At 69.1% G+C, this 24,455-nt stretch carries 23 protein-coding genes; 12 read left to right on the top strand and 11 right to left on the bottom strand.

Translation table 11 applies throughout. The annotated features are described in order from the left end of the window. Positions 1 to 112: 112 nt before the first annotated feature. The 6 genes from A176_RS29720 to A176_RS29700 all read left to right on the top strand — a co-directional run bounded on the left by A176_RS29720 (position 113) and on the right by A176_RS29700 (position 4,868). Entirely contained in the window at positions 113 to 916 is an 804-nt protein-coding gene (locus tag A176_RS29720; RefSeq protein WP_002635600.1) for a hypothetical protein, read from the top strand. A gap of 154 nt (positions 917 to 1,070) precedes the next feature. Continuing rightward, on the top strand, positions 1,071 to 1,769 hold the full coding sequence (locus A176_RS29715; RefSeq protein WP_021780980.1) for a DUF2490 domain-containing protein: 699 nt from the start codon (positions 1,071 to 1,073) through the stop codon (positions 1,767 to 1,769). Between the two features lie 89 nt (positions 1,770 to 1,858). Then, entirely contained in the window at positions 1,859 to 2,671 is an 813-nt protein-coding gene (locus A176_RS29710; RefSeq protein ID WP_002635602.1) for a hypothetical protein, read from the top strand. Positions 2,672 to 2,900: 229 nt separating this feature from the next. Continuing rightward, the gene (locus tag A176_RS29705) at positions 2,901 to 3,563 is read left to right on the top strand and encodes a hypothetical protein (protein WP_002635603.1); all 663 of its coding nucleotides are present in this window, start codon (positions 2,901 to 2,903) and stop codon (positions 3,561 to 3,563) included. A 116-nt stretch (positions 3,564 to 3,679) separates the two neighbouring features. Further along, positions 3,680 to 4,234 (top strand): hypothetical protein, encoded by a 555-nt coding sequence (locus A176_RS38355; RefSeq protein ID WP_144429642.1) that lies wholly within the window; start codon positions 3,680 to 3,682, stop codon positions 4,232 to 4,234. Between the two features lie 148 nt (positions 4,235 to 4,382). Then, positions 4,383 to 4,868 carry a hypothetical protein gene (locus A176_RS29700; RefSeq protein WP_002635604.1) on the top strand — a complete coding sequence of 162 codons (486 nt, stop codon included), beginning with the start codon at positions 4,383 to 4,385 and terminating at the stop codon, positions 4,866 to 4,868. 71 nt (positions 4,869 to 4,939) lie between these two features. Here A176_RS29700 and A176_RS29695 read toward each other — a convergent pair whose 3' ends face one another. Beyond that, on the bottom strand, positions 4,940 to 6,292 hold the full coding sequence (locus A176_RS29695; protein ID WP_144429641.1) for a sensor histidine kinase: 1,353 nt from the start codon (positions 6,290 to 6,292) through the stop codon (positions 4,940 to 4,942). Beyond that, positions 6,279 to 6,935, bottom strand: coding sequence for a response regulator transcription factor (locus A176_RS29690; RefSeq protein WP_002635606.1), 657 nt, complete (start codon positions 6,933 to 6,935; stop codon positions 6,279 to 6,281). The genes A176_RS29695 and A176_RS29690 overlap by 14 nt, the downstream gene beginning before the upstream one ends. Before the next feature lie 149 nt (positions 6,936 to 7,084). Between A176_RS29690 and A176_RS29685 the strand changes: the two genes are divergently transcribed. Genes A176_RS29685 through A176_RS29675 form a run of 3 tightly spaced genes read left to right on the top strand, consistent with a single transcriptional unit; the run spans position 7,085 to position 12,722 of the window. Beyond that, on the top strand, positions 7,085 to 8,404 hold the full coding sequence (locus A176_RS29685; RefSeq protein ID WP_002635607.1) for a TolC family protein: 1,320 nt from the start codon (positions 7,085 to 7,087) through the stop codon (positions 8,402 to 8,404). After that, a complete protein-coding gene (locus A176_RS29680) occupies positions 8,397 to 9,575 on the top strand; it encodes an efflux RND transporter periplasmic adaptor subunit (RefSeq protein ID WP_002635608.1) in 1,179 nt (392 codons plus the stop codon). The genes A176_RS29685 and A176_RS29680 overlap by 8 nt, the downstream gene beginning before the upstream one ends. Before the next feature lie 18 nt (positions 9,576 to 9,593). Then, positions 9,594 to 12,722, top strand: a complete 3,129-nt coding sequence (locus tag A176_RS29675; RefSeq protein WP_002635609.1) for an efflux RND transporter permease subunit — start codon at positions 9,594 to 9,596, stop codon at positions 12,720 to 12,722. On the opposite strand, the gene A176_RS29670 is transcribed toward A176_RS29675, so the two are convergent. The 8 genes from A176_RS29670 to dps all read right to left on the bottom strand — a co-directional run bounded on the left by A176_RS29670 (position 12,692) and on the right by dps (position 20,430). Next, positions 12,692 to 14,089: a hypothetical protein gene (locus tag A176_RS29670; RefSeq protein ID WP_002635610.1), complete on the bottom strand. Its 1,398-nt coding sequence runs from the start codon at positions 14,087 to 14,089 to the stop codon at positions 12,692 to 12,694. The two genes, A176_RS29675 and A176_RS29670, sit on opposite strands and share 31 nt — an antisense overlap. An 84-nt stretch (positions 14,090 to 14,173) precedes the next feature. After that, a complete protein-coding gene (locus tag A176_RS29665) occupies positions 14,174 to 15,112 on the bottom strand; it encodes a hypothetical protein (protein WP_144429638.1) in 939 nt (312 codons plus the stop codon). 132 nt (positions 15,113 to 15,244) lie between these two features. Further along, positions 15,245 to 16,141 carry a CHAD domain-containing protein gene (locus A176_RS29660; protein WP_002635612.1) on the bottom strand — a complete coding sequence of 299 codons (897 nt, stop codon included), beginning with the start codon at positions 16,139 to 16,141 and terminating at the stop codon, positions 15,245 to 15,247. Further along, positions 16,142 to 16,672 (bottom strand): inorganic diphosphatase, encoded by a 531-nt coding sequence (locus tag A176_RS29655; RefSeq protein WP_002635613.1) that lies wholly within the window; start codon positions 16,670 to 16,672, stop codon positions 16,142 to 16,144. Between the two features lie 87 nt (positions 16,673 to 16,759). After that, positions 16,760 to 18,226: a protein adenylyltransferase SelO gene (locus A176_RS29650; RefSeq protein WP_044889272.1), complete on the bottom strand. Its 1,467-nt coding sequence runs from the start codon at positions 18,224 to 18,226 to the stop codon at positions 16,760 to 16,762. A 67-nt stretch (positions 18,227 to 18,293) separates the two neighbouring features. Further along, positions 18,294 to 18,923 carry a glutathione S-transferase family protein gene (locus tag A176_RS29645; protein WP_002635615.1) on the bottom strand — a complete coding sequence of 210 codons (630 nt, stop codon included), beginning with the start codon at positions 18,921 to 18,923 and terminating at the stop codon, positions 18,294 to 18,296. After that, a complete protein-coding gene (locus A176_RS29640) occupies positions 18,920 to 19,762 on the bottom strand; it encodes an SDR family oxidoreductase (protein WP_044889273.1) in 843 nt (280 codons plus the stop codon). Before A176_RS29640 ends, A176_RS29645 begins: the two co-directional genes overlap by 4 nt. A 125-nt stretch (positions 19,763 to 19,887) precedes the next feature. Continuing rightward, on the bottom strand, positions 19,888 to 20,430 hold the full coding sequence (gene dps / locus A176_RS29635; RefSeq protein WP_002635617.1) for a DNA starvation/stationary phase protection protein Dps: 543 nt from the start codon (positions 20,428 to 20,430) through the stop codon (positions 19,888 to 19,890). A 115-nt stretch (positions 20,431 to 20,545) separates the two neighbouring features. Here dps and A176_RS29630 point away from each other — a divergent pair, with 115 nt between their 5' ends. Next, a complete protein-coding gene (locus tag A176_RS29630; RefSeq protein ID WP_021780981.1) occupies positions 20,546 to 21,037 on the top strand; it encodes a DUF4442 domain-containing protein in 492 nt (163 codons plus the stop codon). Between the two features lie 9 nt (positions 21,038 to 21,046). Here A176_RS29630 and A176_RS29625 read toward each other — a convergent pair whose 3' ends face one another. Further along, complete coding sequence (locus tag A176_RS29625; RefSeq protein WP_002635619.1) at positions 21,047 to 21,982, bottom strand: LysR family transcriptional regulator; 936 nt, start codon at positions 21,980 to 21,982, stop codon at positions 21,047 to 21,049. 157 nt (positions 21,983 to 22,139) lie between these two features. Between A176_RS29625 and A176_RS29620 the strand changes: the two genes are divergently transcribed. Together A176_RS29620 and A176_RS29615 are read left to right on the top strand one after the other, a co-directional pair. Continuing rightward, a complete protein-coding gene (locus A176_RS29620) occupies positions 22,140 to 22,985 on the top strand; it encodes a haloalkane dehalogenase (RefSeq protein ID WP_021780982.1) in 846 nt (281 codons plus the stop codon). Between the two features lie 245 nt (positions 22,986 to 23,230). Then, entirely contained in the window at positions 23,231 to 24,445 is a 1,215-nt protein-coding gene (locus A176_RS29615; protein ID WP_002635621.1) for a hypothetical protein, read from the top strand. Positions 24,446 to 24,455: the final 10 nt, after the last annotated feature.

Genomic DNA, 24,455 nt, shown 5'->3' with positions numbered 1-24,455 from the left:
CAAGGGGCGGTGGGCGGCCTGGAGGGCGGACGCCCGGAGTGGATGTGGGTTGGCGCGAGGAGCCCGCTCTCCATCTTTCCCTTGTCACGTGAATGACGAGGGAGGCTGCCAGATGAGATTCCATGCGGGGTGGTTGTTGGCCGGCGCCGCGGCGCTGACGCTGGGCACGGCGTGCCAGGAGCGCGACCACGGCGCCCAGGGGCAGGCGGGCGGGCAGGGGTCGGTGAGCGACCAGGTGGCCCAGGCACAGAAGCGCACCGAGGGTGCATTTGACTCCGCTCGCAAGGCCCAGGAGCAGGCGAGCGACCAGCAGAAGCAGGCGGCCCAGGCCCAGCAGGACTTCCAGAAGCGGCAGCAGGAGCTGCAGCAGGCCCAGGCCAAGGCGCAGTCCGCTTCCCAGCAAGCGGAGCAGGCCCAGCAGAACGCGCAGCAGCAGACGCAGCAGGCCCAGCAGGAGGCGCAGCAGGCCCAGGCGGGCGCGCTGGACGCCCAGCGGCGGCAGAGCGAGGAGCTGACGCAGCAGAACCAGCAGGCTCGCCAGCAGTCCGAGCAGCTTCGCCAGCAGTCACAGCAGCCCGTGGCCGCCGCGCCGGTGCCGCAAGGTCAGCAGGGCTCGGAGCAGCAGGTCGTGGGGGAGGTCCTGAGCTCCAATGCCCAGGAGGTGCTGCTCAGCTCCCAGGGGGAGCCGCAGCTCCGGTTGCAGCTCTCGCCACAGACGCAGGTGACGGTGGATGGGCGTCAGGCGAGCGCGGCGGACATCCAGGAGGGAAGCCAGGTGCGAGCCTCCTACCGGACCGATGAGCAGAGCGGCGAGCCGCAGGCGGTGCGCATCGAGGCGACGTCGCAGGTTCAACCCACCGCGCCAGCCGCCCCGGAAAGTGGTCAATCCACTCCGGGCGCTCAGCCCACCCAGTGAGACACTGAACGCCGTCCGTCCTTCTTTTATTCCTGGCGGATTTTCCAGGGGGACGGGCGCGCGAACCGGGTCAAGCGCGGTCCGTCGCGGATGTCGCATTCGTGTGACGGACCGGTTGAGCCGCTGGTCGAGTCATGGTCTATGCATTCACACCATGCGCTCGGAGAAGTGGCTTCCCCTCATCGGCCTGCTGCTCGTCGTCATCCCCTTTCGCTCCGTGGAGGCGGGCCGGCCCGTCCGAGCAGAAGCCCAGCTCTGGTACACCGTCACGGCGCAGGGCGGCATTGGCGACACGTTCCTCTATTACCTGGAGGCGCAGCCGCGCTTCGGCAAGGACGACGCGCGCGCCATCTTCCGGTCGGCGGCGGGCGTGCGGATGTCCCACAACATGTCCCTGTGGCTGGGGCAGGGCTGGATTCCGCTCTGGGTTTGGGACGGAGACCCGGCCCAGCGTCAGGGGGAGAGCCGCCTCTTCCAGCAATACCTCTACTCCCCCAAGCTGGGCTCCCTGCGCGGGACGGTGCGGGCGCGCCTGGAGCAGCGCTTCCTGCCTGGGACGACGGAAATCTCCCACCGCGCGCGTGTCATGCTCCGCGGGGCCCACTCCGTGGCGGCCGAGGGTCGTCTGTCATTGATTGTCTGGGATGAGGTCTTCTACCACCTCAACTCGGTGGAGCGTGGCCCCAGCGCGGGCTTCGACATGAACCGCGTGTTCGTGGGGGCGGGGTGGAAGTACGGGGAGCACTCCTCCGTGGAGGTGGGCTACCTGAATGTCTTCACCCGCCGACCCTATGCGGAGACGGAGCAGCTCATCCACACGCTCGCCGTCACCATGCCGTTCAATTACATGTAGCCCGATGCGTCACGGGTTTTTCGGACCCGGGGATTGTTTGTCCATTTTGGATGGGATGACATGCGTGCCCCCTTTCCCAGGAGGTACGCGTGACGTCTCGTCTCGTTGTTCTGCTGTCGGGTTTGTCGTTGGGGCTGCTGGCCGCCTGCGGTCCCGTGGAGCCGGAGGCGGAGTCGCTGGGCCAGAGCGAGGCCGAGCTGAACAGTCTCCTCTGCGGCGACGGCTACTGTGACGTCTGGAATGGGGAGAACAGCGACACCTGTCCCTGGGACTGTGGTTTCCTGCCGGTCTGTGGCGATGGCATCTGCAACGGGCGCGAGACGCCGCGAAGCTGCCCCCAGGATTGCGGCCTCATCGGCATCTGTGGTGACGGCATCTGCGGCCCTGGCGAAACGCTCCAGAACTGTCCTCAGGATTGCGGCCTCGTTGCCGGGTGGTGCGGTGATGGTCTCTGCAACGATGGGGAGACGTCCTACACGTGCCCGCAGGACTGTGGCCCGGCGCCCATCTGTGGTGATGGCATCTGCAATGGCGCGGAGACGTCCTACACGTGCCCGCAGGACTGTGGCCCGGCCCCTGTCTGCGGTGATGGGCTCTGCACTGGCTCGGAGACGCCGATGAGCTGCCCCTCGGATTGCGACCCGGGCGCCTTCTGTGGCGACGGTGTCTGCAGCCTCTCCGAGTCGACCGCGACGTGCCACGAGGACTGCGGCTCCTACTGTGGTGACGGGGTCTGCAACGGCTTCGAGAACCGCCGCAACTGCGCGCAGGATTGTTCGCCGTTCATCTCCATCTGTGGCGATGGCATCTGCCACCCCGACGAGCAGTACACCTGCCTCGTGGACTGCTGCACCGGGCCGTTCTGCCCTGTCGTCGACCCGGCGCTGCCGCCCGTGCCGTGACCTTCAGGTCCGCCACGCCTGGGCTTCCGCCTGGGCGTGGTGGGCTGTCCGGGCGGCAATGGCTTGTAACAAGAAACGCTACAGTGGTGTGTTGATGACCCGGGTTCCTTGTTCAACGGGGTGCGCGGTTTGGTAACAAAGTCGTGACTGATACTGGATTTTTCGAGCACAGGAGTTGTCCGTTAAATCCGGATGAGATGACATGCGCCTCCTTCCCTTGGAGGTACACGTGAAGTCTCGTCTCGTTGTCCTGTTGTCGGGTTTGTCGTTGGGTCTGCTCGCCGCCTGCGGTCCGGTGGACATGGAGTCGGAGCCGCTGGGTCAGAGCGAGGCCGAGGTGGGCCGTTTCCTCTGTGGCGACGGTTTCTGTGACACCCGCAACGGGGAGAACGGCGACAACTGTCCGTGGGACTGCAACGTGCTGTCGTTCTGCGGCGACGGCATCTGCAACGGGCGCGAGACGGTCCGGAGCTGCCCGCAGGATTGCGGCTTCCTCACCTTCTGTGGCGACGGCGTCTGCAACCCCGGCGAGACGGCCCAGACCTGCCCTGAGGACTGCAGCATCCTCTCGTGGTGCGGCGACGGCATCTGCGGCGCCAACGAGTCCGCCCAGACCTGCCCGCAGGACTGCGGCCCGGCGACCTTCTGCGGCGACGGCGTCTGCAATGGCGGCGAGACGACGGCCTCCTGCTGGGAGGATTGCGGCTCCTTCTGCGGCGACGGCGTGTGCAACGGCCTGGAGACGCCCCGGTCGTGCCGGGCGGACTGCATGATTCTGAACGTCTGCGGTGACGGCCTCTGCGCTCCCGGCGAGGAGCTGTCGTGCCCCGCCGACTGCTGCACCGGGCCGCGCTGCCCCGTCATCGACCCGAACCCGCAGCCCTGGCCGTAAGACGCAGGCCCGCCACGCCTGGGCTCCTGCCTGGGCGTGGTGTGCGGAGTGGGGGGGCTTTTCACGGGTAGAACGGGTTGTGCTATCACGGGCGGTCCCACTAACCAGGAGTCCCCGTGAAGACACGTCTGATGGTGTTGATGGCTGGTTTGTCGCTCGGGCTGTTCGCCGCCTGTGGCCCCGTGGAGATGGAGTCCGAGGCGTTGGCGCAGGACGAAGCCGCGCTGATGAGCTGGTGCGGTGATGGAATCTGTAATCCCGCCTGGGGCGAGACCAACGAAAGCTGTCCCTGGGATTGTCCCCCCGTCCTGTATTGTGGCGACAACATCTGCAGCAGGTTCGAGACGCCCGCCAACTGTCCAGATGACTGCGCCTACCTCCTGTGTGGTAACGGCGTATGCGATCCCAATGAATCATCGCAGACTTGTCCCCAGGACTGCAGTCCGGCGACCTGGTGCGGCGACGGTGCCTGCAACGGCGGGGAGACTTCCCAGAGCTGTCCCCAGGACTGCGGCACGGCGACCTGGTGCGGTGACGGCGTCTGCAATGGTTGGGAGTCGACCATGGACTGCTGGCAGGACTGCGGAACCTACTGTGGCGATGGTGTCTGCAATGGCCCGGAGAGGATCAGTAACTGCAAGGCAGATTGCCTGATCGTGATTGAGCCGTAGTGACGGCTCCTGCCCCTTGACGTCATGCCGTCACAGGGAGAACCACCACGCCCGGGCTCAGACCTGGGCGTGGTGTGCGGGGTGGTGTGTTTTAGCCGCTTAAACAGGCTGTGATATCACTGGGAGTTCCTCCAACCAGGAGTCCCCCGTGAAGACGCAACTGATGGCTGTGATGGCGGCTTTGTCGCTCGGTCTGTTCGCCGCATGTGGCCCCGTGGAGACGGAGTCCGAGCCGCTGGCGCAAGACGAAGCGGCGATGGTCGAATGTCCCTGTGGTGGCGTGGGTCCTTGGAATTGCAACCCGTGTGCCTTCATCTGCGGTGATGGCTTCTGCGACAGCGCCAACGGTGAATCCATCCACACCTGCGCGGAAGACTGCGCCCCGCTGCCTTACTGTGGCGACGGCTTCTGCAACGGTGGCGAGAACCACGTGACCTGCTCGTTTGACTGCGCCCCGCCGGGTGCGTACTGCGGCGACGGCATCTGCAACGGCAACGAGACGCTGCAGACCTGCTTGGACGACTGCAAGTACCTGACGTGTGGCAACGGCATCTGTGAGTTCCACGAGTTCGGCTGGTGCACCGACTGCCCCATCTGCACGGGCCCGGGTTGCCCGCAGGTGCCGCAGCACTAGCCGTCTTGTCGCAAGCGGCCACCTTGCTCGGCCCCTCTCGCCGGGCAGGGTGGCCGTTGTCCCCAGGCGCCTCAGTCCTTGGCGAGCGCGTCCGGCCGTGTCGCGGGGAAGGTCAGCCGCAGGTGCGCGCCCTTCGACGTGGGCAGAAATCCCGCGTGCGCGCCGTGGGCCCGTGCCACCAGGGCGACCAGGGACAATCCGATGCCATTCCCGGGCTTTCCGGCGCGTGCCGAGGGCGTGCGGTAGAACGGCTCGAAGACGCGCTCCGAGTCCTCGCGTGCGATGCCCGGTCCCTCGTCCAGGATGTCCAGGAGCGTCGTTCCTTCCGTCTCCCGCAGGAGGACGGTGACGCGGCCACTCCCGGAGAACTTGAGGGCGTTCTCCACCCCGTTGTCGACGAGCTGTCGCAGCAACTGGCTGTCACCCTGCATGAGTCCGGGTGCCTGCAGGTCGGTGTCGACGCGTCCGCGTGCATCCTCCGGCAAGGCCCGCACGACATCCTCGACGATGTCCGCGAGGCTCAGGGTCTCCACGGGCGCCAACGTGCCCTCCGTCCCTTCCGCGAGCACCAGCAGCCGGTCCACGAGGGTGCCCAGAGACGTCACCGTCCGGTGCATCCGCGCGAGCGCGGCGGCCGTCGCGGGAGGCTGGGGGTTCTCGGACTCGAGCTCCAACTCGGCCCGGAGGGTGGCCAGGGGCGTGCGCAGCTCATGGGCGGCGTTGGCCGAGAAGCGGCGTGATTGCTCCAGCGCGGCGCGGAGGCGCCCGAGCAGATCCACCAGCGCGGCGCGGACGGTGTTCACCTCTTCGTAGCGGGCCTCGGCGTGCAGCGGCTCGGGGATGTCCGCCCCGGGTTGAATTCGGGCCAGGGATTCACCCAGCTCGGTGAGCGGACGCGCGGCCCACCGCGCCACGCGGCGGCTCAGCACGAGGCTCATGAGCGCGGCGCCCACGGAGGTGAGCAGCACGGCCAGGGGCAGCCAGGTCCGGATGCGCGGGATGCTTTCGAGCACCTCTTCCGCCACGGCGAGCCGCCCATGGGCCGCGACGCCACAGCGCCGCACGTGCTCCTCGCCCGGAGCACGGCCCCATTCACAGCCGGACACGGGAGGAATGCTCGGCTCGCCGCCCAGGAGCGTGTCTCCATCGAACAAGCTGATGCGGACGCCAAACGCCCGCAGCTCCTCCTGCTCGGCGATGGCCTCCTCGCGGGCCCGGGCGTCTTCCAGTCCCGCGACTTCCTCGACCAGGTCCACCGCGAAGTCGGTCAGTCGCCGGTCCTCGGCGGTGAGCAGCATCTGGTAGGCGAGCAGCCCGGTGGCACCGGCCGTGAGCGCGCTGCTGACGAGCGCCAGCCCCAGCATGGCGCGGGAGAGCCTCCGCACCAGCGTGTCGCGGGGACGTGAGGGATTAGTTGCTTCCAAGCCGGTATCCCTCGCCGCGCAGGGTGATGACGACGTCGTCGCCGAGCTTCCGCCGGATGCGCCCGATGAGGACCTCCAGGCTGCTGGCGGCCCCCGTGGTGGCCTCGCCCCAGATGGACTCCAGCAAGGTGTCCCGGCTCACCACGCGCTCGCCGCGCGAAGCCAGCGTCTCCAGGATGGCCCACTCGCGCGGCGTGACGGGCACGGCCTGCCCCGAACGCAGCGCCTCGCGTTTGCCGAAGTCGAGCACCACGTCTCCCAGGTCGACCCGGACGGTGCTCGTCTTCTCCCGCCTGCGTCCCAGCGCGCGCACGCGGGCCCGCAGCTCCGCGATGGCGAAGGGCTTGCCCAGGAAGTCATCCGCGCCCGCATCCAGTCCTTCCACCCGTTCATTCACGCGGTTGTGCGCGGTGAGGATGAGGATGGGGATGTGGATGCCGTCCCGTCGCAGCTCACGGCAGAGCGACAGGCCGGAGCCGTCGGGGAGGCCCACGTCGAGCACGATGACGTCCGGCTCCTCGATGACGGCCTGCCGGGCCTGCTCCACGTCCGCGGCCTGGCGGACGAGGTGGCCGTCGCGTTCGAGCGCCTGGGTAACGAGGGCTCGGAGTTCTTGATGGTCGTCGACGACAAGGACGTGCATGGCGGGGAAACCGTTGGGGAGCCAGAGCTATACCACTGGCGCCTTGGGCTCTTGGCGCGGTGCAGCCGCCCGTTCAGCCGCCGTTCACCTGTGGCTGGCAGGTTTGGCGCATGGCTTCCTGGAAAGGGATTCGAAACGCGAGGCCGCCCGTGGCCGCGCTCGCTTGCCTGATGGCGATGTCGGGCTGTGCCAGCTCCCCGTACGACCGGGCGTGGGTCTCGAAAGAACTCGCTTCGCTCGCCGCGCCCTTGGGACCGGAGGGGGCTGAGGTCGCCTCGCTGCCTCCTGGCACGCCGGAGACGCAGTTGCTGGATGAACGGACGGCGGTGTCCATCGCGCTCTGGAACAGCGCCGCGCTCCAGTCGGACATGGCGCAGTTGGGCGTGTCTCGCGCGGACCTCGCCGAAGCGGGGGCGCTCCCCAATCCCACCTTCTCGCTGCTGCTGCCGGTGGGGCCTCGGACGCTGGAGACCTCGTTGCTGGCGCCGCTCTTCGCGCTGTGGCAGCGCCCGTCGCGCGTCGCCGCGGCGAAGCTCCAGGTGGAGCAGGTCGCTCGCGGGTTGGTGCAGAACGGCTTGGACCTCGCGCGCGATGTCCGCATCGCTCACACCGAATGGGTGCTCTCGGAAGAGCGGCGCGAGGCCCGTGATGAGCTGTCCACGTTGTGGGGCCGCACGGCCGAGCTGGTCGAAGCCCGCTTCGCGGCGGGTGATGCCAGTCAGATGGAAGTCGCCGCGCTGCGTGCCGAGGCGCAGACGGCGGTGGACAGCGCCCGCCGCGCGAGGACGGATGTGGTGCTGGCCCGCGAGCGGCTGCGGCTGCTGATGGGCGTGGTCCAGAGTCCGTTGTTCGCGGAGGCACAGCCGCGCGTGGAGCCGTGGGACGAGCGTCCCCTGCGCCCGGTCGACGACCTCATTTCCTTGGCCCAGGCAGCGCGGCCCGATGTCCGCGCGGCGGAGCTGGGTATCGAGGTGGCGGGAGGGCGGCTGGGCTGGGAGAAGTCGCGCATCCTCCAGCTCTTCGCGCGGCTGGACACCAAGCCGTCGACGTCCGCGAGCGGGGCCCCTCAGGCGCTCTGGGTTCCCGGCGTGCAGCTCGACGTCCCCATCTTCAACTGGAACCCGGGAGGCATTGGCCGTTCGGAGGCGGAGCTGCTGCGCGCCTCCGCCCGCTATGTGTTGCTGCGTCAGCAGGTGTCGAACGAGGTGTTGATGGCCCGGGCGCAGGTGCTCCAGGCCGCCGGCTCCCTCGAAGCCTTTCAGTCAGACATTCTTCCGGCATTCACCGCCGCGAGCGAGGGCGCGCAGAAGGCCTTCGACGCGGGGGATTTGCCCTACCTCCAAGTGCTGGATGCCCTTCGGCGTCTGGCGGACGCGCGGCTCCGCGCCCTCGATATCGAGGCGGACCTGCGTCGTGCACTCGCTCAGCTCGACCGCAGCTTGGGCAAACAAGGAGTCGCCCATGAGTAACCTCCCACGCCGCATCTTCTTCTCCAGCGTCTTCACCCTCGCCCTGGCATGTCAGGCCGAGAAACCTCCCGCGCCGCCTCCCGCCGCGAAGGTGAGCGGGCACGTGGCCGAATCGTCCCTGGCGACGGTGACGCTGCACCCGGATGCGGAGAAGCGCTTGGACTTGCAGGTGCGGCCCGTGGCCAGGCGGAGCGCCGCGCGCCGGCACATCCTGGGCGGCGAGGTGGTGGTGCCGTCTGGCAATGCCTTGCTGGTGACGGCGCCCGTGGCGGGCGTGGTCGCCGCCGCAGGCAATGAAGGCGCCTTGCGGCCCGGCGCCGCCGTGAAGCGAGGGGACCTGCTGCTGCGGCTGGTGCCGCTGGCGATGGTGGACCGGGACTTGCGCGCCCAGGCGCAGCGGGCGGTGGACGCCGCACGCGCTCGCGAGGTGGCGGCTTCGGCACGGCTCGCCCGCACCGAGCGGCTGCTGAAGGATGGGGCGGGCACGGAGCGCTCCGTCGAGGAATCGCGCGCGGACCACGCCGTCGCGCAGGCCGAGCTTCAGGCCGCGCAGTCCCGGTTGGACATGGTGGGCCGTTCGCCCCTGGAGGCCGACGTCAGCATGTTGGTGCGCGCGCCGCGCGACGGGGTGCTGCGGCAGGTGGCGGTGGCGCCCGGACAGTCCATTGCCGCGGGGGCGCCGCTGTTCGAGGTGGTGGGCATCAGCGCCAACTGGGTGCGGGTGCCGCTCTTCGTCGACGAGGCGCTGCGCTTGAAGGCCGACGCGCAGGTGCGTGTGCACGCGCTCCTGACGGGACGCGACGAAGGCGTGGACGCCCTGCCGGTCTCCGGACCGCCCACGGCGGACCCGCTGGCGGCCACGGTGGATGTCTTCTACGAGCTGCCCGCGAACGCGCGCTTCGCGCCGGGCCAGCGCGTGGGGGTGTCGCTGACGTTGGGGGACCCGGCGGAGGTCCTCTCCGTGCCCGCGTCCTCCGTCGTCTACGACGCACTGGGCGGTGCATGGCTCTACGTGCGCAAGCAGGAGCACGTCTACGTCCGCAGCCGCGTCGATGTGCTGCGCCAGGAGGGCACGGAGTTGCTGCTCGCGCGGGGCCCCGCCGTGGGGACGCAAGTCGTGGTGGCGGGGGCCGCGGAGTTGTTTGGCACGGAATTCGGCGCAGGCCACTGACGGAGCACGGACCTCGATATGCGCAATCTCATCGCCGCCTGCCTGAACTTCAGGCTGGTCCCCATCGCCGCCTCGGTGCTGCTGCTCATCCTGGGCTACACGAGCCTCCGCCAGATGCCGGTGGACGTCTTCCCGGAGTTCGCGCCGCCGCTGGTGGAAATCCAGACGGAGGTGCCCGGCCTCTCCAGCCTGGAGGTGGAGCAGCTCGTCACCACGCCCCTGGAGAACGCGCTCGCGGGGGTGCCCGCCCTCCAGACGCTCCGCTCCAAGTCGGTGCTGGGGTTGTCCTCCGTCGTGCTCATCTTCGAGCGGGGCTCGGACCTCTTCCGGGCCCGGCAGTTGGTGCAGGAGCGGCTGGCCCGCATCGCACCCACGTTGCCCGTGGCGGCCCGGCCGCCCGTGATGCTCTCACCGGTGTCCGCAACCAGCCGCGTGCTCAAGGTGGGCCTGCGGTCCGACACGCTCGACCGGATGGCGCTGTCGGACATGGCGCGGTGGACGATTCGTCCCCGGTTGATGGGCATCCCCGGCGTGGCGAACGTCGCCATTTGGGGACAGCGGGACCGTCAGTATCAGGTGAAGGTGGACCCCGAGCGGCTGCGCGCCGCCAACGTCTCGTTGGATGACGTGCTCCGCGTGGCGCGAGACGCGAGCGTGCCCACGACGGGTGGCTTCGTGGACACGCCCAATCAACGGCTGGCTGTCAGCTTGTTGAGCGCGGCGTCCCTGGAGGCGTTGAAGGAAGTCCCAGTGGCCTTCCGCAACGGCGCGTCCATCCGGCTCGCGGACGTGGCCACGGTGGAGGAGGGGCACCCGCCGCCCATTGGCGAAGGCATCGTCGACGACACGGCGGGCATCCTGCTCATCGTGGAGAAGCAGCCCTGGGGCAACACGCTGGAAGTCACCGAGCAGGTGGAGTCGATGCTCGAACAGCTCCGGCCCGCGCTGGAGGGCGTCACCATCGTCCCCGGCATCTTCCGGCCCGCCACCTTCATCGAGACCGCGCTGGGCAACCTCCAGCACGCGGTGGTGCTGGGCTGCGTGATGGTCATCGTCGTGTTGTTCGCCTTCCTCCAGAACTGGCGCACGGCGGCCATCAGCATCGTCGCCATTCCGCTGTCCCTGGTGGGCGCCATCGTCGCGCTGCGCATGGTGGGGGCCACCATCGACACCATGGTGCTCGCGGGCCTGGTGCTCGCGCTGGGCGAGGTGGTGGACGACGCCATCATCGACGTGGAGAACGTGCAGCGGCGCCTGGAGGAGAACCGCGCGCTGGGCAGTCCACGCTCCATGTTCCAGGTGGTGCTGGATGCCTCGATGGAGGTGCGCAGCGCCGTCGTCTACGCCACGGTGATTGTCATCCTCGTCTTCCTCCCCGTGTTCTTCCTGGAGGGCGTGAGCGGCGCCTTCTTCCGGCCGCTCGCGGTGGCGTACGTGCTCTCGGTGGGCGCGTCCATGGTGGTGGCGCTCACCTTGACGCCCGTGCTCTGCATGCTGTTCCTGACGCGCAAGGAGACGCATGCGCCCCGGCTGGGAGGCTGGATGCGCGACCGCGTCGGGCCGTGGGTGGCCTGGGTGCTGGACCGCCCGAAGATGGCGCTGCGGAGCGTCGTCGCCGTGCTCGTGGCGGGCTTCGCGTTGGCCGCGCTCCTGGGAGAGGGCTTCCTGCCCCACTTCCAGGAGTCGGACTTCCTCATGCATTGGGTGGCCAAGCCTGGCACGTCGGGAGACGCGGTCCTGCGCACGGCGCTGCGAGCCAGTGAGGAGCTGAGGGCCATTCCGGGCGTGAAGCACTTCGGCGCGCACATTGGCCGCGCGGAGGTGGCGGACGAGGTGGTGGGGCCGAACTTCGCGGAGCTGTGGATCAGCCTGGACGGCGTGGATGACTACGCCGCCACGGTGCGGCACATCAACGAGGTGGTGGAGGGCTACCCCGGCCTCTATCGCGATGTGCAGACGTACCTTCAGGAGCGCATCAAGGAGGTCTTGAGTGGCGCGAGCGGCTCCATCGTGGTGCGCGCCTACGGCCCTGACCTGGACGCGCTCCGGTCCAAGGCGGGGGAGCTGGAGGCGAAGCTCCGGACGATTCCCGGCGTGGTGAACCTCAAGGTGGAGCCCCAGGTGCTGGTGCCGCAGCTTCAGGTGCGGTTGAGCCCGGAGGCGGGCCGGCGCTTGGGGCTGACCCCCGGCGACGTGCAGCGCGCGGTGGCCACGCTGTTGCAGGGCACCAAGGTGGGGGAAGTCTACATCGACGAGCGCACCATCGACGTCGTCGTCTGGGGCGACGACGCCCTCCGCCAGGACGTCGCCGCGGTGAAGGACCTGCGCCTGATGTCCGCCTCGGGGGCTCCGGTCCGGTTGGGTGACGTGGCGAGCGTGGAGATGGCCTCCGTGCCCAACATCGTCCAGCACGAGGGCGCTTCCCGGCGGCTCGACATCACCTGCGACCCGAGCGGCCGTGCGCTGGGCGCGGTGGTCAGCGACATCCAGGCCGTGGTGTCTGGAATGGACTGGCCCGCGGGGCACTACGCGGAGGTCCTGGGGGAGTACGCCGAGCGGCAGGCGGCGCGCACCCGGCTGTTCGTGCTCTCCTTGCTCGCGGTGTTGGGCATCGCCATGGTGCTGTATCTGGACTTCCAGTCGCCCCGGCTGGTGGCCTTCACGTTGGGGACGCTGCCCTTCGCGCTCGTGGGCGGGCTGGTGGGGGTCCTGATGACGGGCGGAGTGGTGTCATTGGGCTCGCTGGTGGGCTTCGTCACCGTGCTGGGCGTGGCCGCGCGCAACGGCATCCTGCTGGTCAGCCACTACCGTCACCTGGAGGAAGTGGAAGGCGTGCCGTTCGGAAGGGAGCTGGTGCTCCAGGGGACGCTGGAGCGGCTCCAGCCCATGGCGATGACGACACTGACCACGGCGCTGGCGCTGTTGCCGCTCGTCGCCGGAGGGCTCAAGCCGGGGCAGGAAATCGAGCACCCCATGGCCGTGGTCATCCTTGGAGGCCTGTTCTCCTCCGCCGTGCTGAACGTGTTGCTCGTCCCCTCGCTGTATCTTCGTTTCGGGCGGGGCTCCCGGCCTCGTGACGTGGACGCGGCGCGGCCCGAGGCGCCGGAGGTGACGGCTCAGGGCACCACGTATTCGACGGGCCGGTAGCCCAGGCGCATGGCCTCTGTCTGGCCATGCAGCAGTGGGTCCTGGTACTGGCAGCGGCCCTCGGGCTGCCCCGCGCACGCGCGGGGCACCATGGCGTCGATGAGGGACGCGACGCGCTCGTTCGTCAGTGGCTGTCCACCGTGGAGGCTCTCTCGCAGGTGGATGAAGCGGGACAGACCGAGCGGCGCAATCCACGAGGTCGACGTGTGGGTGATGGGAATCACGTCCATGCCGAAGTCGCTGGCATGGAGCAGCGGCGTCGGGCTGTAGGCGAAGGGCCGGACGGGCGCGACGCCGCTGTTGAGGTAGACGTCCACCGCCTGAGGACCGGGCCACCCTCGAAGTCCTTCGAGAGGGCCTCGTCCCATCGCGTCCAGGCCGGACTCCAGGGTCGCGAAGAACCCGATGCGCAGTCGGTTGGGGAAGCGCTCCGAGGGAAAGTCGAAGGGCGACTCCTCCGGACTGTTCACATCTCCGGCCGCGTGCGCCGCGAAGACACCGGGCGAGCCAAAGAGCACCTCCAGGACGGGCTCCTCGGTCTTCAGCTTCGCCAGCAGGACCGCGTTCGCTGGGGCAGGGGCCTGGCAGCGATGCTCCCACAGCTCGCGCAGGGTGTGGACGGTGGTCCCCCGGCTGTAGTTGATGAAGCGCACGTTGTACATGTCCAGGTACGCGCGCAGGGAGTCGGCCTTGCGCCGGGCATGTTCGCGCAGGGGCTCCAGCGCTTCCGGTGTGCCGGTGGTGTCGCAGAAGGCGTCGAGCGGGACGTCCCGGAAGCCGTGGTCGTCCCAGAGCACGATGGGCTGCTGGGGATTGGCCTCCACCAACAGGGCGAAGACAAAGTTGCCGTGGGTGGCGCCGCTCCCGAGGCGCGCGCCGTAGGTCTCGTCAACGGGGATGCGCAAGGCGCGCAGCCACTCGGCGGGGATGAAGTCCGGGCCCGAAAACGACGTCATCACCTCGTGGAAGCGGAGGGGCACGTGCCAGGTGAGCTGCGTGGTGGCCACGGTGCCATCGTCCGTGGTCCGCAGGACGCCCCGGAGCCGGTTGCGGTAGCGCAGCATCAGCGGCGACACGAACCGGAAGTCATCCGCGATGAGGATGGCCTCACCGGTGCTGTCCGTCATCGCGAAGTCCAGCGCCGGCTCGTGGGTGGACGCCACCCACGCACAGGTCGAGACATCCTCCCGTTCGCGGAAGCAGGTGTCCGACCGAACGCGCTCGGCCGCGGCGGCGATGCTTTCGAGGAGCTCCGCGTCCGGGGCGCGCGGGAGCGGGGGCGGGGGCTCCTGGGGCGTCTCTCCACAACCCAGGGGCAGGAGGGCCAGGGCCCCGGTCAGGATGCTGCACTCGAAGCGACGACGCATGCGACCTCCCACATCAGGAGGCCGCGGGAGCGCCCGCGGCCTTCCTGGTGCATACGGAGGCGGGGCGCCGGACGGGTCGTTTCGCTACATCTCGATGATGAAGCGCGTGGACATCATGGGCTCCACGTTGCTGGGGCCGCCCTTCACGGCGCCCAGGCCCACCTGCACCCGCGCGTGGTGGTTGAGCTGCACGTGCGCCTGGGGCATCACCATCCAGTCGAACGCCATCGCATCGTCGAGCCGCATGTTCGTCTCCACGCCGACGATGACCTGCTGCGCCACCGCGTAGAAGGCGCTCAGGTTGACCAGCGCCGCGGCATGCAGGTCGCCCGTCTCCCGGACATGGACGCCCTGCACGCCGGAGATGGAGACCAGGCTCACGCGCTCGCCCAGGCGCACCTTGCCGATGTGCAGCAGCGCGACGTCGGTCTCCTTCTCGTGCAGCTTCGTCTCGGCCAGCACCTGGATGCCGTGGGCCCAGCGGCGGTGGGGGTCGACGTGGAAGGTGAACTGCACGGCCGTCTTCAGCGCCGCCACGCGCTCGTTCTCCATGGGCAGCTCGAGCTCCGCCGCCATGCCGTCGCCAAACGCGTACTCAATCTCCGGCGCGTATTGGAGCAGCATGCCCTCGCTGCGAGGACGGAGCCGGAACAGGGTGTTGAACTCCAGCTCGCCCTTCTCCGAGTCCAGGCCGCGGACCAGGTCGAAGACCATGGGCTCCGGGAAGGAGAGGAACGCGTCGCGGTTGGCGTCCGTGCCCGCCAGGTACTCCGTCAGGTCGCTGGCGCCGTCGCCATCGGTGTCCCGCTTGTGCGGGTCCGTCTCGCCAATGTCCACCCGGCCGTTCTGGTTCAAGTCCTCCATGTGGTCCGGCAGGCCGTCGCAGTCACTGTCCTGCTCGTGGTCCGGCGCCGTCGCCGCCGCGCACGGAACGGAAGGAGGCGTCCAGGCGAGTGCGGCCCCAGGTGCGGCGAGCAGGCTCAACATCAGGGCAAGGGGCGGTGTCGTACGTGTCGAAGTCATGCGCGGAGGTGGGGGCAAAGAGAGTCTTTGCCCTTACAACCCAATCCGCGCGCGCATGGCAATGCGATTCGAGATGCGTCGGGAAAAGCCGACACCCGTTGTGAGACGCCGAGTGCAAGCGCGACGCGGCTGTTACGTCAGCATGCGCCGCAGCCGTTTGGGAATCTCCTCGGTGCGCCAGCGCTGCACTTCGCGGGCAATCTCCGCCGCGCGTTTCGTGCGCTCGTCCCGGACGATGGGTAGCAGCGCGCGAGCGGACTTGCGCTCGCGAGGCGCGGACTCGGCGGCCAGCCGTTCGAAGAGCTCCAGCCGCACGTCCGCGTCATGCAGCTCCCCCAAGCCGTCCTGGAGCGGGATGAGCACCTCCAGCAGCGCGTCCAGCGTGCGGCGGAAGGCGGGCTGGAAGATTTCCAACTCGTAGCGGAGCCGCTTCAGCTCCTTGCGCAGCTCGTGGGCCGAGGCCGCGTCCGCCGCGTCGATATAGGTGTCGATGCGCTTCTGCACCCGCTTCAAGCGTTGGCGCAGGCTGTCCCGGACGCGGCGGCCCGCGAAGCGGTGCGGGTCCTCGAGCCCGTCCAGCTTGCGCAGCAGCCGGGGCACCGTCTTGTCCACCCAGCGCTCCAGCTCCACGTGGAGGCGGCCCTCGTGGTCCTCCAGCTCGGACAGCCGCTTCTTGCGCAGCGACTGGATGCCGGCGCGCACCTGGGGCTTCTTGCTCGCCTTCTTGGCGATGCCCTCCAGCCACGCGGATTGGACGTGCACGTCCCGCACGTCGCCGAGCGCGTCCTGGATGCGCTTCACGTCGCGCTCCAGCTTCTTCATGCCGCCCAGGGAGCCGAAGATTTTCAGGGCCGCGCGCAGGCGCCGCGTGGCCACGCGCATGTCGTGGACGGACTCGTCATCCACGGCTTCCTGGAAGCCGGCCTCTGGCTTGCGAACGTCCGCGAGTCGACCCGCGAGGATGCGGCGCGCGGCGTCTCCCAAACGGCTGTCGGGGCCGAGCCCCCGGATGGGCGTGGGTTGAGCCATTCATTCCTCCGTGCGTGCGTGTTGTCGGAGCATGCGTTCGACAGCCTCGGGCCCCTCCCAGCCGAGGATGCGTGCGTCCTTGTCCTCGAAGTGCACGGCGGTGAGGAAGAAGTGCTCCAGTTCCTCCCGCTCGCGCTGGGGAAGCTGATGGATGTCCGTCAGGTGTCCCGCGCGGGACGGCGTGATGGGCACGGCGAGGATGCGGTCATTGCGCTCGCGGCCGCCGCCCTTCTCCTTCTGCTCCACCTGGAGCACGCCGAGCGCACGGCAGGGCAGAACGACGCCCGGCCACGTCTCGTCGTCCCAGTACACCATGGCGTCCAGCGGGTCCCCATCCGGGCCTTGCGTGGAGGGGATGAAGCCCCAGTCGAAGGGATAACGCAGGCCCCGCGTCAGCGGCCGGGAGAGGGTGAAGGCCTTCATCGCCGTGTCGTACTTGAGCTTCACCGTGGACCCACGGGGAGACTCGACGATGACGTGAAAGGCGCCTTGTTTCCCTCGCAGGGGCAGCCGGGTGAGGTCCGTCACCATAGACAGCAAAGGTTGCGTCGGCCCTCGCATCCGGCAACCGTCGCCGGGCGAAAGCTTCGCCTCCTCAACCCTTGGGCGCGGAGACGGTCAGGAGCTGCAGCTCACCGCGAGGTGCCGGCCCCAGACGGGAGGCGCCGCGGCGTAGGCCTCCGCGTCGGGGTGCTCGGCGAACGGGTCCGCCAGCACGCCGAGCAGCCGGTCCACGACGGAGAAGTCCCCGGCCTCCGCGCGGGAGATGGCCTCCTGGGCCACCCAGTTGCGCAGCACGTACTTGGGATTCACCCGGTCCATCCGCGCGCGCCGCTCCGCGTCCACGCTGCCCTCGGCGGCCAGCCGCGCCCGGTAGCGCGCGGCCCACGCGTCGAAGCCCTCGGGGGCGGTGAACATGTCACGCACGGGACTCGGGCCGTCGCCGTCCGCCGAGGCGAGCCCGCCCAGCGCGCGGAAGAAGCGCGTGTAGTCCACGCGGGCCTCGGCCATGCACGCGAACAGGTCACTCACCAGCGCGCGGTCCTCGTCCTGGGCTTCGCGCAAGCCGAGCTTCGCGCGCATCACGTCCATGAAGTGCGCGTTGAAGGTGGGTTGGTAGGTGCCCAGCGTCGCGCGGGCTTCGTCCTCGGAGAGGAGGGTGAGCAGCGCCTCGCCCAGGCACGCGAGGTTCCACAGGCCGATGCGCGGCTGCTGGTCGAACGCGTAGCGGCCCCGGTCGTCGGAGTGGTTGCAGATGAAGCCCGGCTCGAAGTCATCCATGAAACCAAACGGGCCGTAGTCCAGCGTGAGGCCCAGGATGGACATGTTGTCCGTGTTCATCACCCCGTGCGCGAAGCCCACCGCCTGCCATTGGGCGATGAGCCGCGCGGTGCGCTCCACCACCTCCGCGTAGAAGCGCGCGAAGCGGCCTTCCTGGCCCGCCAGGTGCGGGAAGTGCTCGGTGATGACGTGGTCCGCCAGCGTGGCCACGTGCTCGGTCTGCTCGGTGTAATGGAAGAACTCGAAGGTGCCGAAGCGCACGTGCGACGGCGCCATGCGCACCAGCATCGCGCCCGTCTCCACCGCCTCGCGGTACACGGGCGCGTGGCTGCCGAGGATGCCCAGGCCCCGCGTGGTGGGGATGCCCAGGCCGTGCATGGCCTCGCCGCAGAGGTATTCCCGGATGGTGGAGCGCAGCACCGCGCGCCCGTCACCGCCGCGCGAGAAGGGCGTGGGGCCGCCGCCCTTGAGGTGCAGGTCCCACTTCGCGCCCGCCGCGTTGCGCACCTCGCCCAGCAGGATGGCGCGGCCATCGCCGAGCCGTGGCACGTACACGCCGAACTGATGCCCCGCGTACACCATGGCGAAGGGCTCCATCCCCGGCAGCGGCTGGGCGCCGCCGAGGGCGGCGACGAACTCCGGCCGCAGTGCCTCCTCGGGCGTCAGGTCCAGGAGCTTCAGGGCGGAGGGATTGACGCTCACCAGCTTCGCGTCCGGGAAGGGACTGGGCTGGACGCGTGCGCCGAACCCGGCGGGCAGGTGGGCGTAGGTGTTGTCGAAGCGGAGCTGTTCGAGCGTGGCCATGGCAGGGAAGAACACGCGAGGGCGCGGCGACCATCCAGCCACCGCGCCCCCGGGAAACGGCGAGGGGTTACTTGTTGAGCTGCGGAACCTTCATGCCGCGCTCCACGGCGGGTCGGCTGCCCACGCGGTGGAGCCACTGCACGACGTTGCTGTGGCCCTGGAAGAGCTCGGGGAAGTAGGAGCGGGTGCCCGCCACCCACGGGTACAGGGCGATGTCCGCGATGGAGTAGCGGCCCGCCACGTAGTCCCCGGAGCCGAGCTTCCCATTGAGCACGCCCACCAGTCGCTGGGACTCGGCGTGGTAGCGCTCGATGCCGTACGGAACCTTCTTGGGCGCGAAGCGGGCGAAGTGGTTGAGCTGTCCGAACATGGGGCCCACGCCGCCCATCTGGAACATCAGCCACTCCATGACCTCGGCGCGGCCCCGCTGGTTGGACGGCAGGAGCTGGCCCGTCTTCTCCGCCAGATAGATGAGGATGGCGCCGGACTCGAACACGGTGAGCGGACGGTGGTCCTGCGTCGCGTGGTCGACGATGGCCGGAATCTTGTTGTTGGGGTTGATGGCCAGGAACTCGGGCTTGAACTGCTCGCCCTTCGTGATGTCCACCACGTGTGTCTTGTACTGGAGGCCCAGCTCCTCCAGCGCGATGGATACCTTCTGCCCGTTGGGCGTCGCGAACGTGTAGAGGTCGATCATGCCTTCACTCCCGTGAGCTGCTCGCTCACTTGCCAGAGCCGCTCCGCGTCCGCGTCGTTCCGCGCTGCGGACGACGGCTTCCTCGGACGGCATTTGTAGAAGTACTGCCCGGACACTGACTCCACTTCGGGCGAGGACGCCAGGTAGATGGACGTCCGCGCTCCCTTCTCCGCCGAAAGCATGAAGGCCGCGCCCAGTTTGACGATGTGGCGGAAGAACCCTTGCGTGTTGTGGCCAAAGCCCGTGCGCACCACGCCCGGGTGCAGGCAATTGGCCGTCACCTGCGTGCCTTGCAGCCGCTTCGCCAGCGCGCGGGTGAACAGGATGTTGGCCAGCTTCGACGCGCCGTACACGCGGAAGCCGAAGTAGCCCTTCTCACTCTGCAGGTCGTTGAAGTCGAGCTTGCCGGCGACGTGGGCATCCGACGACACGGTGATGATGCGCGCGGGGCCGGTGGCCTTCATCACGTCCAGCAGCAGGTTCGTGAGGAGGAAGGGCGCGAAGTGGTTGGTGGCCAGGGTGGCCTCCAGCCCGTCCTCGGTCACCTGCCGCTGGTCGATGATGAGCCCGGCGTTGTTCAGCAGCACGTCCAGCCGCGAGTACCGCTCACGGAACGTCTGTGCCAGCGCCCGCACGGACTTCAGGGACGTGAGGTCCGCGCGGAGCCAGTCCACCTGGGCGCCGGGCGCGGCCTCCTTCACGGTGGCGACGGCGGCCTCGGTGCGGCCGGGGTCCCGGCCCACCAGCACCACCGTGGCGCCCATGCGCGCGAGCGCCTTGGCCGATTCCAGACCAATTCCACCGGTGGCCCCGGTGATGAGGCACACCTTCCCGTCCATTCGCGTCTGCTGTGAAGTCAAAAGGCGCCCTCCAGGCTCAGAGGACGCCTTCTATATGCTGGAGCCCGCCCGCGCGCTTGCTCTTGAGCAGGCGCGCGGGGGCCTTCCGGTGGTCAACGCTCCGTTCAGGCGTTGGGGGAGCGGCCCTCGGCCCGGACGTCGCCGCCCGCGCGGGCGCCCGCCCGGGGCTGGCCGTTCAGGTGGCTCTCGAGGAACCAGAGGTCCAGCTCGACCACGCCCAGCGTCTGGGTGAGGAGGTCGGAGGTGACTGGGTCGTTCAGCTCGTCGGAGCGGTGGATGCCGTTGCGGATGCTGGCGCCGTAGCGGGCGAAGCGGTCCACCAGGGCCTTGAGGTGGTCGTCGCCGTCCACGGCCTTGAGGTCGTATTCGGGCAGCTCGCTGTTCTTGGCCGCCAGGCGGATGGTGCCCTCGGCGTAGCCGCCCAGCGTGCCCGCGCGCTCGGCGAACTCGTCGGCCTGCTTGCGCGCGTGCTTGGCCAGGTCGTCGAACAGTTCGTGGCGGCTGTAGAAGTGCCGGCCGCGGATGTTCCAGTGCGCTTGCTTGACTTGCCAGTGCAGGTCGATGGCGTCCGCCAGCAGGGTGTTGAGGGAATCGATGAGCTCCTCACGCGCGTCGGCGGGGAGATTCACATGGCTCGAAAAGTTCATGGTGCGTCGCTCCTCCAGAAGGTCAAACGAAGGTGGGGATTCCTCTCGGGATTGCCAGTCCACGTTTGATGCCTGGAGGGCAGGCAAGCGGGCGTTGGCGCGGTACGATGCGGCCATGCTTGCTCTCGACCTCGTGGAACGGCTTCGCCAGGTGTCACCCAGCGCGGCGAACGCGCTGCTGACGGTGGCGGTGAAGAACATCATCCCGCTGTCGGCGGTGATGGGCATCCGGGTGGAGGACGCCTCGGATGCTCGTGCGCAGGCATCGGTGCCGCTGAAGCGGCGCACGCGCAACCACGTGAAGAGCGTGTACCTGGGCGTGCAGGTGACGGTGATGGAGCTGACGATGGGCCTGTGGCTCTTCCGCCGCTTCCCTCCCGGCCGCTACCTGGCGCTGGTGAACGAGCTGCAGGTGTCCTTCCACGCGAAGGCCAAGGGCGGCGTGCGCGCCATCTGCGAGCCGCCCGCCGACGTGTTCACCACCCTGGACGCCGCGCTCCAGCAGAAGGGGGACAAGGCCCGCGAGTGGATCCCGGTGCGGCTGGAGGACTTCGAGGGCACGCACATCGCGGACGCGCGCTTCCTGGCGGTGTTGAAGAAGGCGTGAGGGCGTGGCTCAACGCTTCCGGGGCCTCGAGGGCGAGCGAGTCCGCGCGGGGGCCGTGGCGCGCCGGATGAGGTCGCGGAAAGCGACCATGGCGGGATTCGTCTGGGTGCGCTCGTGCCACCACAGGTTGAGGGTGAGGGAGAGGGGCGCGACAGGGCCCTGCACGGAGCGGATGCCCAGGCGGGGGCCGAGCCGGGCGACCAGTGAGGCGGGCAGGGTTGCGACCCAATCCGTCTCGGAGACGACCGCGGCGGCGGCGCTGAAGCTCGGCACGACCAGCGCGATGTCGCGTGGAATCCCCAGACGGGCATAGGCGTCGGGGAGGCCGCGGTAGCCCTTGCCGGGCGCCACATGCACCTCGACGTGACGCACGGTGGCCAGCACCTTCGCGGAGACGCGATCGCCCACCAGGGGGTGCGCTTGTCGTGCCACCAGGACGGTGCGCTCCCGGTACAGCGGCTCCAGGTGCATGCCGGAGGACTGCTCTCCGACGGCGATGGCGACGTCGACCTCACCGCCGGCCAGCCCACCCCCCGCGAGCAGGGTGTCGATGCCCACCACCCGCAGGCTGGCGTTGGGCATTTCGGCGGCCAGGCGCGTGGCGATGCTCGGCAGCCGCACCATCTGCCCCGCATCCGCGATGGCCAGCGAAAACTGTCGTGTGGTGGTGGCGGGGTTGAAGGCTTCCCCATGGACGGCGTGGTCCAGGTCACGCAGGGCACGGGCCAGGACGGGGGCCAGCTCGGCGGCGCGCGGGGTGGGCACGATGCCGCGTCCGTTGCGAGCGAACAGCGGGTCGCCGAGGGCGGTTCTCAGCCTCGCCAGCGCGTTGCTGATGGCGGACGGCGTGACATGAAGCCGGCGTGCGGCACGCGCCACGCTGCGCTCGGTGAGGACGGTGTCGAGCACCAGGAGCAGGTTGAGGTCGATGGCGGAAAGGCTCACGAACCGTGAGGATATCCGTCACGAATCATCACTGCTGGAAAATGGTCGATGGCCCCATGGTGAGGCCATGCGAAAGCTGGTTCTGTTTCTCTGGGTCTCGCTTGCTGCCTGTGTGCGGGGCGGGGCGCATCCCTCACCCATGCCGCCGGAGACCGTCATGCGGGACGTCCCTGTTCTCGATTCCCAGATGGCGTATCGCGAGTCGGGGCGCGGTCCCGTCGTCGTCCTGCTTCATGGAAACCCGACCTCGTCCTATGTCTGGCGCGAGGTCATTCCCCATCTGGCTGGACACGCCCGCGTGCTCGCGCCGGACTTGATTGGAATGGGGGACTCCGGCAAGCCGGACATCGCTTATCGCTTCGTGGACCATTCCCGGTACCTCGACGCGTGGTTCGACGCGCTCGACCTGCGTGACGTCGTGTTGGTGGGCTACGACTGGGGCGGCGCCCTGGCCATGGACTGGGCCGCGCGTCATCCCGGCCGGGTGCGCGGGCTCGTCGTCTACGAGACGTTCTTCCGGTCGCTCCTGTGGAGTGACTACCCGCCGCAAGGTGCGGCCCTGTTCAAGAACCTGCGGACTCCGGGCGTAGGAGAGGCGTTGGTGCTGGAGCAGAATCAATTCCTGACACGTTCGCTGAGTGCTGGCGTCAAACGTGGCCTCTCCGAGGCCGAGCTCGCCGTGTATGCCGCGCCCTATCCAGATGCATCATCACGGCGTCCGATGCTGGCGTGGCCTCGGGAGATTCCTATCGAGCATCAGCCGTCCGATGTCTTGGCTGTCATGGAGCGCTATGTCGCATGGTTGGGCGCATCCCCCGAGGTGCCCAAGCTGCTGTTGACCTTCGAGAGCCCGACGCCGCTCGGCGCTCCCGCCCTCATTGAGTGGGTACGCGGCCGGTCCGTGAATCTCGAAGTGGTGAAGCTGGGTGTCGCCGGTCATCACGCGAGCGAAGACCTGCCCGATGACATCGGGAGGGCCATCGTCCGCTGGCTTGGATGGTAGGCGGGGTGCTCGAAGTCACCCGAGGCGTCTTTCGGTCCAGGGGAGGTGGGCATGCGCCGTCGAAGCGCATGTGGAGGAACTGACGGGCCCTCATCGATGCCGCATGGGCTGGACGCCAACCCACGGCTTGCCCGTCCTTCGCGGAAGACGGATTGCCGCGTCCTCCGGGCAGGCACGGACCGCCGCCCGAGATTCCGTCCCCGCGCTGCTTCACTGTGATGCCGCGTCGAGGCAAGCTGGTTTCCGTGTCGCGCCGCGCTCAACTGATTCTCATGCTCCTGGTGTCGGGGCTCCTGCACGTCGCGCTCTTCGCGGCGCTGTCGGGCGGCCCGACGAATGACCCCAGGCGCCGGAGCGCGCGCCCCCGTACCGTTGAAATGGACGTCGTCTATCAAGACGCCACGCCGCCCCTGGCACCGACCGAGCCACCGCCTCCCGAGGAGCGCTCGCCCTCGAAGCAGGAGGACTCGCCGAGGCTCGCGGAGCGTCCTCGCGCGCCGGTTCCTCGTGTGCCTGATGCGTCCGCGCCGCGTGAGCCACTCGCCCCTGTCGTCACCAGGCCCAAGGCCGGCGAGCCGCCCACGCCTGACGCCACGAGGCCAGGTGCCGACGAGTCACTCGCGTCCGACGCCACGAAGCCAAGCACCGACGAGCCGCCTGCATCCGACACCACAGGACCGCGCACCGGCGAGCCGCCGCCCGCACTGGCGCGGGATGTCCCTCGCGACCTGCCGACGTCGGCGCCCAGGCTCAATCTGGAGCCCAAGGACCTGCTGGGCGGAGGCCCGCTGCGCGCGGGTCCACCGTCGACGGGGCGGACGCTCCTCCCTGGTGAGGGCCCCAACGCGAAGGCCCTGGCGGCACAAGAGGCGGAGGTCGTCGGCGAGCGCGTGGACGACTGGGCCCAGACCGCCGCCGCGAGCGCACGTGCCTCGACAGGCGCCACGCACCCGTACTTCGCGAGGCTGCGTGAAGGCTTCGCGAAGAACCTCGTGAACCCTCCGCCCCCGGACCTGACGGTCCTGAGCGATCGCCTGAAGCGCGAGCAGGTGGAGGCCATTGCCCGGTTCGGAAAGACAGGCAGCCCCGTGGTCTCGGGGCCTCGGGACCAGCGGCTGGAGCAGCGCAATCGCTTGCAGGCGGCCGTCGAAGCCGGACGCGCGGCGAACATGTACATGGTGGACATCACCGAGCCGGTGCTCGCGCTCGCGGCCATCGTGGAGGTCTGGCAGGCGCGCGACGGGAAGCTGCTCGACCTCAAGGTGCTCGAGGGCTCCGGGGATCCGAAGTTCGACACCTGGGCCGTGTCCCAGCTCAGGGATGCGCTCGCCAGCACGGCGGCGCCGCCGGACGCCAGCGGTGGGTTGGGCATCCGCGACGATGGCATGCGCAGCCGATGGCGGCTGGAGGAGTACCTTGGTAATCCCCGCGTGCAGATTCGCCTGATTGGCGTCTACTGACAGACGCCGG

The sequence above is a fragment of the Myxococcus hansupus genome, assembly GCF_000280925.3.
Taxonomy (GTDB): domain Bacteria; phylum Myxococcota; class Myxococcia; order Myxococcales; family Myxococcaceae; genus Myxococcus; species Myxococcus hansupus.
The sequence above is the reverse complement of the archived record's forward strand: the minus strand, read 5'-3'. Positions and strand labels throughout refer to the sequence as shown.

Excerpts from the sequence above, each read along its gene's own strand:
- A176_RS29720 (WP_002635600.1), top strand. The coding sequence starts at position 113 with ATGAGATTCCATGCGGGGTGGTTGTTGGCCGGCGCCGCGGCGCTGACG.
- A176_RS29715 (WP_021780980.1), top strand. The coding sequence starts at position 1,071 with ATGCGCTCGGAGAAGTGGCTTCCCCTCATCGGCCTGCTGCTCGTCGTC.
- A176_RS29690 (WP_002635606.1), bottom strand. The coding sequence starts at position 6,935 with ATGCACGTCCTTGTCGTCGACGACCATCAAGAACTCCGAGCCCTCGTT.
- A176_RS29680 (WP_002635608.1), top strand. The coding sequence starts at position 8,397 with ATGAGTAACCTCCCACGCCGCATCTTCTTCTCCAGCGTCTTCACCCTC.
- A176_RS29675 (WP_002635609.1), top strand. The coding sequence starts at position 9,594 with ATGCGCAATCTCATCGCCGCCTGCCTGAACTTCAGGCTGGTCCCCATC.
- A176_RS29670 (WP_002635610.1), bottom strand. The coding sequence starts at position 14,089 with ATGCGTCGTCGCTTCGAGTGCAGCATCCTGACCGGGGCCCTGGCCCTC.
- A176_RS29665 (WP_144429638.1), bottom strand. The coding sequence starts at position 15,112 with ATGACTTCGACACGTACGACACCGCCCCTTGCCCTGATGTTGAGCCTG.
- A176_RS29660 (WP_002635612.1), bottom strand. The coding sequence starts at position 16,141 with ATGGCTCAACCCACGCCCATCCGGGGGCTCGGCCCCGACAGCCGTTTG.
- A176_RS29655 (WP_002635613.1), bottom strand. The coding sequence starts at position 16,672 with ATGGTGACGGACCTCACCCGGCTGCCCCTGCGAGGGAAACAAGGCGCC.
- A176_RS29650 (WP_044889272.1), bottom strand. The coding sequence starts at position 18,226 with ATGGCCACGCTCGAACAGCTCCGCTTCGACAACACCTACGCCCACCTG.
- A176_RS29645 (WP_002635615.1), bottom strand. The coding sequence starts at position 18,923 with ATGATCGACCTCTACACGTTCGCGACGCCCAACGGGCAGAAGGTATCC.
- A176_RS29640 (WP_044889273.1), bottom strand. The coding sequence starts at position 19,762 with ATGGACGGGAAGGTGTGCCTCATCACCGGGGCCACCGGTGGAATTGGT.
- dps (WP_002635617.1), bottom strand. The coding sequence starts at position 20,430 with ATGAACTTTTCGAGCCATGTGAATCTCCCCGCCGACGCGCGTGAGGAG.
- A176_RS29630 (WP_021780981.1), top strand. The coding sequence starts at position 20,546 with ATGCTTGCTCTCGACCTCGTGGAACGGCTTCGCCAGGTGTCACCCAGC.
- A176_RS29620 (WP_021780982.1), top strand. The coding sequence starts at position 22,140 with ATGCGGGACGTCCCTGTTCTCGATTCCCAGATGGCGTATCGCGAGTCG.